At 59.1% G+C, this 13825-nt stretch carries 10 protein-coding genes; 2 read left to right on the plus strand and 8 right to left on the minus strand.

Translation table 11 applies throughout. The features are described from left to right. Positions 1-239 precede the first annotated feature (239 nt). Positions 240-2405: a malate synthase G gene (locus J0X15_RS08665; RefSeq protein WP_206939740.1), complete on the minus strand. Its 2166-nt coding sequence runs from the start codon at positions 2403-2405 to the stop codon at positions 240-242. Positions 2406-2801: 396 nt separating this feature from the next. Here J0X15_RS08665 and J0X15_RS08670 point away from each other — a divergent pair, with 396 nt between their 5' ends. Together J0X15_RS08670 and J0X15_RS08675 are read left to right on the plus strand one after the other, a co-directional pair. After that, the gene (locus J0X15_RS08670) at positions 2802-3719 is read left to right on the plus strand and encodes a DMT family transporter (RefSeq protein WP_206939742.1); all 918 of its coding nucleotides are present in this window, start codon (positions 2802-2804) and stop codon (positions 3717-3719) included. A gap of 248 nt (positions 3720-3967) precedes the next feature. Continuing rightward, positions 3968-6697 carry a cation:proton antiporter gene (locus J0X15_RS08675; RefSeq protein ID WP_206939744.1) on the plus strand — a complete coding sequence of 910 codons (2730 nt, stop codon included), beginning with the start codon at positions 3968-3970 and terminating at the stop codon, positions 6695-6697. A 112-nt stretch (positions 6698-6809) separates the two neighbouring features. Here the strand turns inward: J0X15_RS08675 and J0X15_RS08680 are convergent, their stop codons facing one another. The 7 genes from J0X15_RS08680 to J0X15_RS08710 form a co-directional block, all read right to left on the minus strand. Beyond that, positions 6810-7046 carry a hypothetical protein gene (locus J0X15_RS08680; protein ID WP_206939746.1) on the minus strand — a complete coding sequence of 79 codons (237 nt, stop codon included), beginning with the start codon at positions 7044-7046 and terminating at the stop codon, positions 6810-6812. A gap of 89 nt (positions 7047-7135) precedes the next feature. Further along, positions 7136-7696: a CoxG family protein gene (locus J0X15_RS08685; protein WP_206939748.1), complete on the minus strand. Its 561-nt coding sequence runs from the start codon at positions 7694-7696 to the stop codon at positions 7136-7138. Positions 7697-7732: 36 nt separating this feature from the next. Beyond that, positions 7733-8626, minus strand: a complete 894-nt coding sequence (locus tag J0X15_RS08690; RefSeq protein WP_206939750.1) for an XdhC family protein — start codon at positions 8624-8626, stop codon at positions 7733-7735. Positions 8627-8642: 16 nt separating this feature from the next. Further along, positions 8643-9854, minus strand: coding sequence for a vWA domain-containing protein (locus tag J0X15_RS08695; RefSeq protein ID WP_206939752.1), 1212 nt, complete (start codon positions 9852-9854; stop codon positions 8643-8645). Position 9855: 1 nt separating this feature from the next. Then, on the minus strand, positions 9856-10737 hold the full coding sequence (locus J0X15_RS08700) for an AAA family ATPase (protein WP_206939754.1): 882 nt from the start codon (positions 10735-10737) through the stop codon (positions 9856-9858). A 151-nt stretch (positions 10738-10888) separates the two neighbouring features. Then, positions 10889-13309 carry an aerobic carbon-monoxide dehydrogenase large subunit gene (locus J0X15_RS08705; protein WP_206939756.1) on the minus strand — a complete coding sequence of 807 codons (2421 nt, stop codon included), beginning with the start codon at positions 13307-13309 and terminating at the stop codon, positions 10889-10891. Continuing rightward, positions 13306-13815: a (2Fe-2S)-binding protein gene (locus J0X15_RS08710; protein WP_206939758.1), complete on the minus strand. Its 510-nt coding sequence runs from the start codon at positions 13813-13815 to the stop codon at positions 13306-13308. The genes J0X15_RS08705 and J0X15_RS08710 overlap by 4 nt, the downstream gene beginning before the upstream one ends. Between the last annotated feature and the right edge of the window lie 10 nt (positions 13816-13825).

Genomic DNA, 13825 nt, shown 5'->3' on the forward strand with positions numbered 1-13825 from the left:
ACATTCAAATTAGCGCACATTGTGCGCCTTTCAAGAGACGCTTTCATCAGTTTTTCGATAAAAAGCTAATTTTCCCCTGCGGTAGCTAAAGATTTGATGCTTAGGGGGATCAAACGCAAAAACCCCGGGGATGAAGTCCCCGGGGTCGAACGCAGTCATATGCTTGTTTTCGCTTCACTAATGAACGCAAACGTGGCGGTTAAAGGGCCCCGAGCTCACACACAGAGACACAAGCCGTCTTAGACAGCCTGGCGTGCCTTGAACTCGCGACGACGCGCGTGCAGCACCGGTTCGGTGTAGCCATTCGGCTGTTCCATGCCCTTGAAGACCAGGTCGCACGCAGCCTGAAACCCGATGGACGCATCGAAGTCAGCTGACATCGGCGTATAGAGCGGGTCGCCAGCGTTCTGCTCATCCACCAGTTTGGCCATGCGTTTCAATGTTTCCATCACCTGCACTTCAGAGCAGACACCGTGACGCAACCAGTTGGCGATGTGCTGGGAGGAGATACGCAGCGTGGCACGATCTTCCATCAGCCCGACATTGTTGATGTCAGGAACCTTGGAACAGCCAACGCCCTGTTCAACCCAGCGAACCACATAACCCAGGATACCCTGCGCGTTGTTGTCCAACTCAGCCTGAATGGCGTCCGGCGCCCAATTCGGACGTTCGGCAACCGGGATGGACAGAATGTCTTCCAGCTCGGCCGGCGCACGGGATTTCAACTCGCCCTGCAAGGTTGTCACTGGCACCTTGTAGTAGTGCATTGCATGCAATGTCGCAGCAGTCGGCGACGGCACCCATGCGGTGTTCGCACCAGCCTTTGGATGACCGACCTTCTGCTCCAACATGGCCTGCATCAGATCCGGCATGGCCCACATGCCCTTGCCAATCTGGGCATGGCCCGGCAGGCCACAGGCCAGACCGACGTCAACGTTGTTGTTCTCGTAAGCGCCAATCCACGGAGCAGCCTTCATGTCGCCCTTGCGGATCATCGGGCCGGCTTCCATCGACGTGTGCATTTCGTCCCCGGTGCGATCCAGGAAACCAGTGTTGATGAAGAACACCCGATCCTTGGCAGCGCGAATGCACTCCTTCAGGTTCACGGTTGTGCGGCGTTCCTCGTCCATGATGCCCATCTTGAGCGTGTTCGGCGACATGCCGAGGATAGCTTCGATGCGGTCGAACAACTCGTTGGCGAAGGCGACTTCTTCCGGTCCATGCATCTTCGGTTTGACGATATAGACCGAACCGGCGCGGCTGTTCAGATGCTTTCCATTCGGGCCAATGTCATGCAGGCCGATCAGCGAAGTGACCAGGCCATCGAGAATACCTTCCGGAATCTCGTTGCCACTTTCGTCGAGAACAGCATCGATGGTCATCAGGTGACCGACATTGCGGATCAGCAACAGGGAGCGGCCGTGCAGGCTGACCTGGCCCTTGCCATCCGGTGCAGTGTAGGTGCGATCGCCATTGAGCTTGCGCGTGACGGTCTTGCCACCCTTCTCAAAGCTCTCTTCCAGATCGCCTTTCAGCAGACCCAGCCAGTTGCCATAAACCAGAACCTTGTCTTCAGCGTCGACGGCTGCGACGGAATCCTCGCAGTCCATGATGGTTGACATGGCGGATTCCAGCACGACGTCGGCAATGGAAGCCTTGTCTGTCTTGCCAATCGGATGATCCGCATTGATGACGATGTCCAGGTGCAGGCCGTTCTTTGACAGAAGGATGTTGGTCGGCGCCGAGGCTTCCCCGGAAAAACCGACGAACTGGCTGCCGTCTGCAAGTGCGACCGGCTTGCTGTCGATCATCACGGTCAGCGTGCCGTTGTCGATGGTCAGAGCGTCGGCATCCGCCCAGGAGCCCATACCCAGCGGCGCTGTCACATCCAGAACCTGACGGGCATAGGCAATGACTTCTGCGCCGCGTGCTTCATCGAAGCCGCTTGCCTGGGGCAGACTTCCCATGGCATCGGTGCCATAAAGCGCATCATAGAGCGATCCCCAGCGCGCATTCGCAGCGTTCAGGGCATAGCGGGCGTTCATCACAGGCACGACCAGCTGTGGGCCGGCAACGGAGGAGATTTCCGGGTCGACATTTTCCGTTGTGACGGCGAAATCTGCACCTTCGCCCACCAGGTAACCGATTTCCTTCAAGTAGGACTTGTAGACCGCCATGTCCGGCACGCCGGAATGGTCGCGGTGCCACTGGTCGAGCTTTTCCTGCAGCGCATCGCGCTTGGCGAGAAGCTCGCGGTTGCGGGGACCAAGGTCGCGAACAAGTGCTGCAAGGCCCGCCCAGAAGGCTTCCTGCTCAACGCCTGTGCCCGGAAGAGCCTTGGCATTGACAAAGTCATAGAGCTCTTGAGCCACTTTCAGGCCGTGCGTTTCAATTCGCTTGTTCATGCGTCCCAACTCCTTGATTCCAATCCCGGCTCCTGCAAACACCCCAGAGGGCGCTCAGCAGCTGTCAGCTTCCGCGTCTTAATTAACGTACAGCGCGAGGAAAACCCCCTCGCATCCGCCTGTCGGTCCGGTGGGACGCCCAGCGTATGCGAACCATCGTCTTAAAGGTCTTTGTCGCGGCTTGCGGGCAGCAGGTCAATTCGTCAGTTCCAAAATTACTTTTTCCAAAATGGAAATAATCAAATCCACTTTCAACTTACTTATATAAGCAAAGCTTATTATTTTCAGTCAAGCGCTCTTGCATCGGGCCGTTTCAAAGGCCACAACCGGAGCAATCAAATCTCATTCAAGGCCTCTGTCGACGCAGTTCTGTTCGGTCGGGGCGCGAGGAATTTCATGATCGCGACCGCGCTGAAACACGCAGGCCGGCCTTTCGGCAACGCCTTCGTCCTGTTGACCCTCACTGCCTTGTTCTTTGGCGGCAACACAGTTGCGGGAAGGCTCGCAATCGGGGAAGTGTCACCGATGGCCGTGGTGATGCTGCGTTGGGTAATCGTCAGTCTGGTTTTGACGATTTCTCTGCGACACCGTCTGCGCGCCGAATGGCCGATCATTCGGCAACACCTGGGCAAGATGGCCCTCATGGCGGTTTTCGGTTTCGTCGGCTTCAACTCGTTCTTTTATGTCGCCGCGAAACACACCAATGCGGTCAACCTGGGTATTATTCAGGGCTCCATTCCGGTTTTGGTGCTCATCGGTACAGTGTTCCTGTTCCAGGCAAAGATCAGAGCCCTCCAGGTGCTCGGCATTCTGGCAACGCTGGCCGGGGTTGCCGTGGTCGCCTCCCATGGTGACTTGTCGACGCTCGCCTCGCTCACCCTCAACCCGGGTGATGGCATCATGCTGATCGCCTGTCTGTTCTACACCGGTTACACCCTGGCCTTGCGCAATCGCCCACCCATCTCCGGACTGGTGTTTTTCACGATTCTCTCGATCATCGCCGCCTTCGCGACTTTGCCGCTCGTCGGGTATGAAATCCTGACAAACACCGTGCAATGGCCTGCAACGCCCAAGGGCTGGCTGGTCGTGCTATATATCTCGCTGTTTCCATCTTGCCTGGCGCAGATCTTCTTCATCAGAGGCGTTGAGGCGATCGGACCAGCTCGCGCTGGCGTCTTCATCAATCTGGTGCCCGTGTTTGCTGCCATTCTGGCAGTGGCTATTCTCGGCGAAGACTTCCGCTTCGACCACGGCCTGGCCATGGTGCTCGTTCTGGGCGGCATCTGGCTGTCAGAAAAGAAGTCTCGCAGCTAGGCGCTGACTGCGCAATTCAGCCTGATCATTCTGGTTGCGAGACCTAGGTCGACCTGACAACGTCAGACCGCTCACCTCGGCAAACGTCCGCTGTCCGCGCCTGGCTTGAGGCCCAACGATGGCGATGGCGCCATTTAAGCCATATTTACCGGTCTCGAGCCAAACCTCCCCCAAGAAAACAACACCTTGTCAAGGTTCCGCCCAAGTCGGACCTTGGCAAGGACGCGCGGGCTTGGCAGATTGGAGCGATGGAAACACCCTTCGTCCTTGCCGCCTTCGCCGGGCTGTTGATCACCATCGCCATGGTACAGCCTCTCGCGCGTAAACTTGACCTGTCTCCGACCGTCCTGCTGGCGACTGTCGGGACCCTCATCGGCATTGGCGCAACCTATCTGCTGTACACACCACGCACCGACGTGTTCAACGAGATCGCCCTGGTCTTCGTCGACCTGCCGCTGGATGCGCAGCAAATTCTCTATATCTTTCTGCCGCTTCTGTTGTTCCAGACCAGTCTTACCCTGGATGTGCGACGGACGATGGAGGACGTCGGGCCTATCCTGCTGATGGCCGTCGTCGCCGTTTTCGTGGCCACGGCTTTCATCGGACTGGCGCTCTATCCTTTAAGCAATGTGCCGCTGCTGGCGTGCTTGCTCCTCGGTTCGATTGTCGCCACGACGGATCCTGTCGCGGTTGTCGCCATTTTCCGCGACATCGGCGCACCTGCCCGATTGACGCGTATTGTCGAAGGCGAAAGCCTTTTGAACGACGCTGCCGCTGTTGTGCTGTTCGTCCTGATCCTGGGCTTGTTGACCGGCACCCGTGAGATGAACACGACGGATGCAATCCTGGCATTCTTCCGCGCCTTCTCGGGCGGTATCCTGGCAGGCATCATCATTGGCCGGCTGTTCGTCTTCCTGTTGCCGCTGCTGCGCGGCATGCGTCTGGCGCAGGTAACCCTGTCGCTGGCGCTTCCCTATCTGCTTTATGTGCTGGCCGATCAGGTGGCTGATGTTTCGGCAGTTGTTGCAGTGGTGATGGCCGGGATCATCTTCAATCTCTATGGCCCCTCCCGCATCTCGCCGGAAAACTGGACCTTCCTGCAGGATATCTGGGAGCAGATTGCCTATTGGGCTTCGTCGCTGATTTTCATACTTGCTGCCATCCTGATCCCGCGGCTGGTGCAAGGGTTCCAGCCTATCGACATTCTGCTGCTTGTCGTCTTGGTGCTGTCGGCGCTGGCAGCACGGGCAGTGGTCATCTTCGGGCTGATGCCTCTTTTGACTATCATGCGGATCGGCCAAGTCGTCGACACGAAGTTCAAGGTCGTCATGCTGTGGGGCGGCATGCGCGGCGCAATCACGCTGGTCCTGGCGCTGTCTGTCTCCGAACACCTGCTTCTGGAAGACGGTGTCTCCGAGTTTGTCACCAAACTGGCGACCGGCTTTGTGCTCTTTACGCTTCTGGTCTATGGCCCCAGCCTGAAACCCCTGATCAAAGTGTTGAAGCTGGATCAGCTGACGGCCCGCGATCAGGCGCTGACCAATCAATTTCTCGCCCTTGCTCTCTCCGATGTCCGTCAGGAATTGGCCCAGACGGCCCGCGCCTACCACATCAGTCCGCAGGTCGCCCGACAAGTGACGAAGGAATATGAGGCGCGCATCGAGGAAGTGCGGGACCGGACCACGTCCATTGACGACCTGAAGGACAAGGAACGGGTCACGCTGGGGCTCATCGCGCTTTCCGAGCATGAGCGCGAGCTCGTCTTGCAGCACTTTCGCGAGAAAACCATCTCATCGCGCGGCGTGTCCCTGCATCTTGCGGAGGCGAGCCGGATCAGTGACCTGACGCGGCAGGAAGGCCGACCGGGGTATAACCGCGCCGTTCGTTCTCCGCTCAAGTTCGGCGTCCGTTTTCGCATTGCCCAGTTTCTGCATCGCACCTTGCGGATCCAGAGCATGTTGGCAATGTTGATCGCCGACAGATTTGAATACCTGATCGTCTCCAACATCATTGCCGAAGAGCTTGTCGGCTTCAATCAACGGCGCGTGCGCCCATTGATTGGAGAGCGTGTCGGCGACATCCTGAACGACACGCTGTCGGCACGACGCGACGAGGTCAAGCGGGCTATCGATGCCCTGCGCCTGCAGTATCCGGACTACGCTGATGCACAGGAACGGCTGTTCCTGCGGCGAACCGGGATCCGGATCGAAGAAACCGCCTATCACGAGGCCCATGCGCACACGCTGATCGGCTCGGAAGTCTTCTCTCGCCTGAAGGACGAAATTCAGGACGCACAGCGTCAAACCAGCCTGCGCCCGCGCCTCGACCTGGGTTTGAAAACCGACGACCTGATCTCGCAGCACGGCCTGTTCTCCGATCTGCCCCCTGATCGGCGCCAGCAGGTGGCAAAACTGATGAAACCACGATTTGCCACTCCGGGTGAAAAGCTCATCGGCAAAGGCGACCGTGGAGATGCCGCCTATTTCATATCATCGGGCGCTGTGGAGGTGCGTGCTCCGAACGGAGCCTTCCGGCTCGGTCGCGGCGACATGTTTGGCGAGATTGCCCTGATCACTGGCAAGCCCCGCACAGCCGATGTGGTGGCTCTCGGCTACTGCCAGCTCTTGGTTCTGACCGCCGCAGATTATCGCAGACTGGTGGAGACGGCGCCGGACATCAAGGCGCATATGGATGACCTGTCGAGCCGTCGGGAAACCATGAATGCCGGCACATTGGCCGGCGTCGTGCCGGCTGGAATGCCCGGCTTTATCCGGGGTGCGGAAACCGAGCTGGAGACGCCTCTGATCGTCAAGGTCGGCCCCGCCACCGAAGAAGAAGTGCAAGCATCTGCCGAACGGGACGACACGTCTGCAGAAACCCTGGCTCAAGTACCGCCCTCCACTCCGCGGCCTGAAGATGCCGGCCTTGAGGGACCAGACCCGGACGATCCGACGACGAAACCCACAGATGCCTCGTGATGGTTCTAACCTGTAGACCGTCATCCCGGCCAAACGAAACCTGAGCCAGAAAGCGTGAGCCTCGATGCCGACGGTTGGCATGGCAGCATCTTATTTTAGTGACTCGCCCCCTTCAGGAGACGCCTGAGCAAATAACGCCGAATGTCTGGATCACGTCGCTCTGAAACCCGAAGCAGCATGCATGAGCAGCAAGCAGGAAGGCGGCGAGCGCCAGACCTGTGGCTCCTGCGGTCAGAGCCCAAGGGTCCTTGCGCACTTCGTCCCAACCGCTGTCCCATTCGAAACCAAGGATGGACTGTCCTGTATCCTTGCTCGCCTTCATGCCAATCTCGATTGTTCCTGATGCCATGATTTCTTCTCCCATCCTCGCGGTTTCATCTCAAGGCTGCGACAAACGCACCCTTGAGATATCTTGGTTTGACCGGCACCGCCGCCCCCTCAGGCGTCGGTATCCGCCGGCTTTTCGTCTTTCTTGCTAAATACGCCCGAAAGCCAACCTTTTTTCGCAGGCTCTTCCGCGCCGTCAGTGCTTTCTGCAGCTTCTGTATTTTCACTGGAAGGGGCAACCACCTCGCCGAAGGTTTTGAAGAACTCTCCTGCAAGACGCTTGGCTGTGCTGTCGATCAGACGACCGCCGAGCTGGGCGATCTTGCCGCCAACCTGTGCATCCACATCGTAGTGCAGGATCGTGGCATCCGGTCCGTCTTCCTCCAGCCGCACCACGGCGCCGCCCTTGGCGAAGCCTGCAACACCACCCGAGCCTTCACCCACAATCCGGTAACTTTCAGGCGGGTTGAGATCTTCCAAGGTTACCTTGCCACCAAACGTGGCTTTGACCGGGCCGACCTTCAGCTTGACCTTGGCCTGCATCTGGTTGCCATCGGTCATTTCCAGCTCTTCACACCCTGGAATGCACTGCTTCAAGACCTGCGGATCGTTCAGCGCAGCCCAGACGGTTTCGCGGGGCGCTTCGATCTTCTGACTGTCGGCCATCTTCATGGCTGTTCTCCTATCGACGTTTCACTGTTTTGGCTTTTAATCGGATTCGCCAAGAGCGTCCGTCTTCTTGGCGTCAATGTCCAATTCCTGGCGCTGGCTCTTGCGGCGGACCGCAAGAATCTCAGCCAGAATGGAAAGCGCTATTTCTTCCGGCGTGATCGCCCCAAGGTCGAGGCCGGCAGGCGCTTTCAGGCGATCCAGCTGTGCAAGGTCCTGTCCCTCATCACGCAGCTTTTCGCAGATGACCGCTGCCTTCCGACGGCTCCCGACAAAGGCCAGGTGTGCTGAAGGCAAGCCGAGTGCGGCTTTCAAAGCCAGTTGATCACCCTTGCCCTGGGTCGCGACAATACAGAACCTTTGCGCCTTATCGTTGACCTGATGGTCAAAGCCCTCGACCAGCCGCAGGGCCGGATGAAATTGCGGCAGATCCTCGGCCTGCGCGCAGACTGTCACCTCGAAACCGAGGCGCGGCGCCAGATCACTCAACGCGACAGCCACGGGGCTGCCGCCAAAAATCGTCAAAACCGGCCGTGGCAAGACGGGCTCGACAAAGATGTCCATTGAGCCCTGACTTGGGCACATGTTGCGCGCGAAGCGCACCCCGTCGCGCTCATCACCCGCCCCCACGCCAAGATCTTTCAACAGGTCTTCAGGCTGGATAGACACCAGTTTGGGCTGGCCATCCTCCAAAGTCTGGCGCGCGGCTTTCAAGACAGCTCCGCGCGCGCAGCCGCCGCCAATCCAGCCGCCGGCAATGGCACCGTCTGCGGTGATGACAGCTTTGGCGCCGGCCTTGGCGGCGGTTACCGAAAGCGTGCGGACAACCGTTGCCAGCGCAAAAGGCTCGCCCTGCGTACGCAAGCGGTCCATCAAAAGCGACAGATCCTCGCGCACCGGCGGGGTCAGGTTGTTGGCTTCATATCGGGTCATGGTGTCTCCTCCCATGTCACAGCTCAGCCAGATAGGGTTCAAGCGCCGCCAAGCTCTTGAGATTGTGGGCGGGGGCGAACAGATCGACGTGCGGAAGGGCTGCCGCCATTCCTCCGGCCGTTGGCTCATACCCCTCCCATCCGATCAGCGGGTTCAGCCAGACGATCCGCTTGCAGCGTTTGCGCAGGCGTTTGATTTCCACGCCCAGCGCTTCCGGTGCGTCGGTGTCATAGCCGTCGGACAGGATGAGCACGCAGGTGCGTGAATGAATGACCCGCGCTGCATGCCAGCGATTGAAGTCGGCGAGGGCTGCGCCAATGCGCGTGCCACCGCCGACGCCCTGCGCCATCAGCCCCAAACGATCCAGAGCCCGCGCTGCGTCTCGCTCTGCCAAAGCCGACGAGACATGCACCAGGCGGGTGTGAAACAGAAAGGCTTCGGCCTCTCGAAAGCTGTCGAGCAGACCATGCACGAAGCGGATAAACACGCCAGTGTAATTGGACATGGAGCCAGAAGCATCCAACAAGATAACCAGCCGCAATTGCTTCTGCCTCGGTCCCTTCCGCACGAGGTCCATGGGTGTGCCGCCACGCGAGACGGACCGGGCAATCGTGCGACGCAGATCCAGCCGTGGCCCCTTGCGCCGCTGCTTGTCACGGCGCGTCAGACGCACGCGCATTTGCCGGGCGAGGCGTTCGGCAAGATCCTTTGCGTCTTTTTCAGCCTGCGGATCAGACAGCTTGCGAAAGTCGACTTCTGCCAGGTTCTCCGCGAGGCTTGCCCCTTCCTTGCGGGTAGCGGGTTCGTCATCGCTGTTCTCTTCGTCCGCCTCATCGCCGGGCACCCGATCAACGTCGCCAGCAGGGCCGTCCTGGTGAATACCCGAAGCCTCATCCGTCATCTGCTTGAGCGTGCGAACAGAAGAGTTCGGGCTGTCACCAATGGTTTTGACGGCCGCCTTCAGCCCCTTTTCGCTCCAATAAGCCTCAAAGATCTCATCAAAGCGCTGCCAGTCAGATTGACGTCCACACATCAGCGCCCGCAAAGCCGGCTTCAGCGTCCTGGAGCGCTGGCCCTGGCACGCGGCCAACAAGCAGGCAGCATCGCCGGCCTCTGCAAGACCAACTTTGAACCCGCTGTCACGAAGAGAGCGCAAAAAACCAGCGAGCCGCAGCCGAATGACTGCGCCCAACTCTTCTGGTGTCTCCAACTGTCGCAAGGCGCTCATCTCAGGCCACCTTGCCGATCAGGCGATCAAGAACTTCTGGAGAGACACGCAAGGTGTCTTCGCGGGTCTTTAACACGCAAGCCAGCGTGTCGTAGACGATTTCCCGGGCCTCGTGAATGTTGCGGACCTTCAGTCCGACGAGAGCAGCCGCCCAATCAAGCGTTTCGGCCACGCCGGGGATCTTGTTCAAATCTTCCTTGCGAATTTTCTCCATCATCCCGGCGACCTGGAGAGCCAGTGCCGTGTCGATGTCAGGGATGCGCGTCAGAATGATCCGCGCTTCCCGGTCCACTTCGGGATAATCGACATAGTGATAGAGACAGCGACGGCGCAGGGCATCGGACAGTTCGCGGGTGCCGTTGGAGGTCAGGACCACCTTTGGAATGCTGGTGGCCGTGATCGTGCCGAGTTCCGGGATGGAAATCTGAAAATCCGACAGTATCTCCAGCAGGAAGGCCTCGAATTCCTCATCTGCCCGATCTATCTCGTCGATCAGCAGAACCACCGGTCGCTCTGCTTTCAGGGCGGCCAGAAGCGGGCGTTCCAGAAGATACTTTTCCGAGAAAATCACGGATTCCACATCGTCCGCCGATCCAGACCGGCCTTCATGGGCCTTGATGGCGAGAAGTTGCCGCTGATAGTTCCACTCATAGAGCGCTTCCGACCGGTCAAGGCCTTCATGGCACTGCAAGCGGATAAGACGGGTTACCTCCAATCTGGCCAGCGCCTTGGCCACCTCGGTCTTGCCGACACCCGCCTCGCCTTCCAGCAGGAGCGGACGCGACAGCATGTCCATCAGCGCCAGGGCATTGGCCAGCGAAGCGTCGGGCAAATATCCCAGCTCTGCCAGCTCTACGCCTATTGATGTTCCGTCCCGCGCCATGATCGGTTCACCGTTGTTGGTTGATAAGAATGAAGATCGGTGAAGGCAGACCGCAACGGCCCCATCGACTGGCGGCCGCCTCCACCAATCCCCCTCTTATGAGGGGGCTGTGGGCGGACACCCCGAAAGCCATCCGCCTCACGAGTTGAACTCAGCCGTGGGCGCCGAGGTCCTTGGCCACTTTCCAGAGACGCCAGGCATCATGGGGCATCTGGATATGGGTTGCCCCCAAGAAGCCGAACGCATCGTTGACCGCATTGGAGAACGCCGGCACGCCGCCGACATTCGGGCTTTCACCGACACCCTTGGCACCGATCGGGTGATGCGGGCTTGGGGTGACCGTGAAGTCGGTTTCCCAATGCGGTGTCTCGACAGCCGTCGGCAGGAAGAAGTCCATGAAGGACGCCCCTTGAACGTTGCCCATCGCGTCGTAGGAAATTTCCTGCCCCATCGCGATGGCAAAGGCTTCCGTCAGACCGCCATGAACCTGGCCCTCAATGATCATCGGGTTGATGCGGGTGCCGCAATCATCCAGCGCATAGAAGCGTCGGGTCTTGGCGACACCGGTATCAACGTCGATATCCATGACGCAGAAGTAAGCGCCAAATGGATAGGTCATGTTGGGCGGATCATAATAGCTGACGGCTTCCAGCCCTGGTTCGATCCCCGCAGGGGGCGCATGATAGGCTGCCCAGGCGATTTCCTTCATCGACTTGCGCCGCTCCGGATTGCCCTTCACCTGAAAGCCGTCCACGTCCCAATCGAGATCATACTCGGAGACTTCCAGCATGTGAGCGGCAATCATCTGGGCCTTGTTGCGGATTTTCCGTGCGGCCAGAGCAATCGCGGCACCAGCCACCGGCGTGGAGCGCGAGCCATAGGTGCCCAGCCCATAAGGGGCCGTGTCCGTATCGCCTTCCTCCACTGTGATATCTGAAGCCGGAATACCGATTTCCGTTGCGATGATCTGTGCCCAGGTGGTCTCGTGGCCCTGGCCCTGCGACTTGGTGCCCATGCGCGAGATTACCGAGCCGGTCGGATGGATGCGGATCTCGGCGCTGTCGAACATGGCAACGCCCAGAATATCGCAGTTCTTGGAGGGTCCCGCGCCGACAATCTCGGTGAAGAAGCTGACGCCGATGCCCATGATCTCCCGGGTTTCACCGCGTTTGAACGCCTCCTGCTTGGCCTTCTGCTCTTCGCGCAGGCCGCGGTAGTCGATGGCATCCATCGCCTTGTGCATGGCGGTCGGATAGTCGCCACTGTCGTATTCCCAGCCGAGGGCTGAATTGTAGGGAAACTGCTCCGGCTGGATGAAGTTCTTCAACCGCAAGTCTGCCGGATCCATGCCGAGTTTCTGGGCCAGCACATCCATGCCACGCTCGATGCAATAGGCCGCCTCGGTGACCCGGAAGGAGCAGCGGTAGGCCACGCCGCCGGGCGCCTTGTTGGTGTAGACGCCATCAACCGACAGATGCGCGACCGGGAAATCGTAGGATCCGGTGACGATGTTGAAGAAGCCGGCCGGCCATTTACTCGGATCAGCACAAGCGTCAAAGCCACCGTGGTCACCAAGTACATGAACCTTGAGCGCGGTCACTGTGCCGTCCTTCTTGGCCGCGATTTCCGTCGTCATGTGATAGTCGCGGGCAAACGACGTGGTGGAGAGGTTCTCCATCCGGTCTTCGACCCACTTCACCGGCAGGCCGGTCACGATGGAGGCGACGATGGCACAGACGTAGCCGGGATAGACACCGACCTTGTTGCCGAAGCCGCCGCCGACATCCGGCGCAATCACATGGATCTTGTGCTCCGGGATCGTCGACAGCAGCGAGGCAACCGTGCGCACCACATGGGGGGCCTGAAAGGTGCCATAAACCGTCAGCTGTCCCGTCACCTTGTCCATGGAGGCTAGGCACTGACAGGTTTCCAGCGGAGACGGATGGGTGCGGTGATAGGAGATCATCTCCTTGACCGTAACATCAGCCTCGGCAAAGGCCTTGTCTGTGGCTTCTTCTTCGCCGACGGACCAGTTGAATATGTGGTTGTGATGCTTGCGCGGACCATGCGCGCCTTCCATCTTGCCATCCAGATCCGGACGAAGAACCGGTGCGTCCGGGTCAAGCGACTTGAAAGGATCGACCAGAACCGGCAGCTCTTCGTATTCCACTTCGACGAGCTGGACCGCGTCATCGGCGATATAGCGGTCTTCTGCGACGACGAAGGCAACTTCCTGGTTCTGATACAGCACCTTGCCGTCGGCGAGGACCATCTGCACATCACCGGCGAGCGTCGGCATCCAGGCGAGGTTCACGCCCTTCAGGTCTTCCGCCGTCAGGACCGCGATGACGCCTGGAAGTTTCAGCGCTTCCGTCGCATCGATCTTTGTCACTTTCGCGTGGGCGTAGGGAGAGCGGACGAAATCGCCATGCAGCATGCCGGGCAGCTTGATGTCATCGACATATTTGCCCTTGCCCTGGGTGAAGCGAATGTCCTCGACGCGCTTGCGCTTGCAACCCATGCCTTCAAGGGCTGCCTCACGCTGTTCCCGTGTGGGGGTCATGTCATTCATTCTGCAGCCTCCTGAAAGGTTTCACCGTTCAGCTTTGCCGCCGCATACTGGATCGCCTTGACAATGTTCTGATAGCCGGTGCAACGGCACAGATTTCCAGAAATACCGGCGCGAATTTCATCTTCAGTCGGCGACGGGTTTTCCTTCAACAGCACATGCGCCCGCATGATCATGCCCGGTGTGCAGAAACCGCACTGCAGCCCGTGCATCTGGCGGAAACCTTCCTGCAGGGCCGAGAGTGTCCCGTCGGCATTGGCCATGCTTTCCACCGTGTTCAACTCTGCGCCGTCTGCCTGAGCTGCAAACAAGGTGCAGGACTTTACGGACATGCCATTGAGCTCGACGGTGCAGGCGCCGCAATGGCTTGTTTCGCAGCCGATGTGCGGGCCAGTGATGTTCAGCTCTTCGCGCAGAAAGTGAATGAGTAGGGTGCGCGGTTCGACGAAGCGCTGCACTTTTTTACCGTTGACGGTCATCGTGACCGGAAGGTTTTCGATCTCGCTCATGGACTTCTCC

It is taken from the genome of Roseibium limicola, from assembly GCF_017313085.1.
Taxonomy (GTDB): Bacteria; Pseudomonadota; Alphaproteobacteria; order Rhizobiales; family Stappiaceae; genus Roseibium; species Roseibium limicola.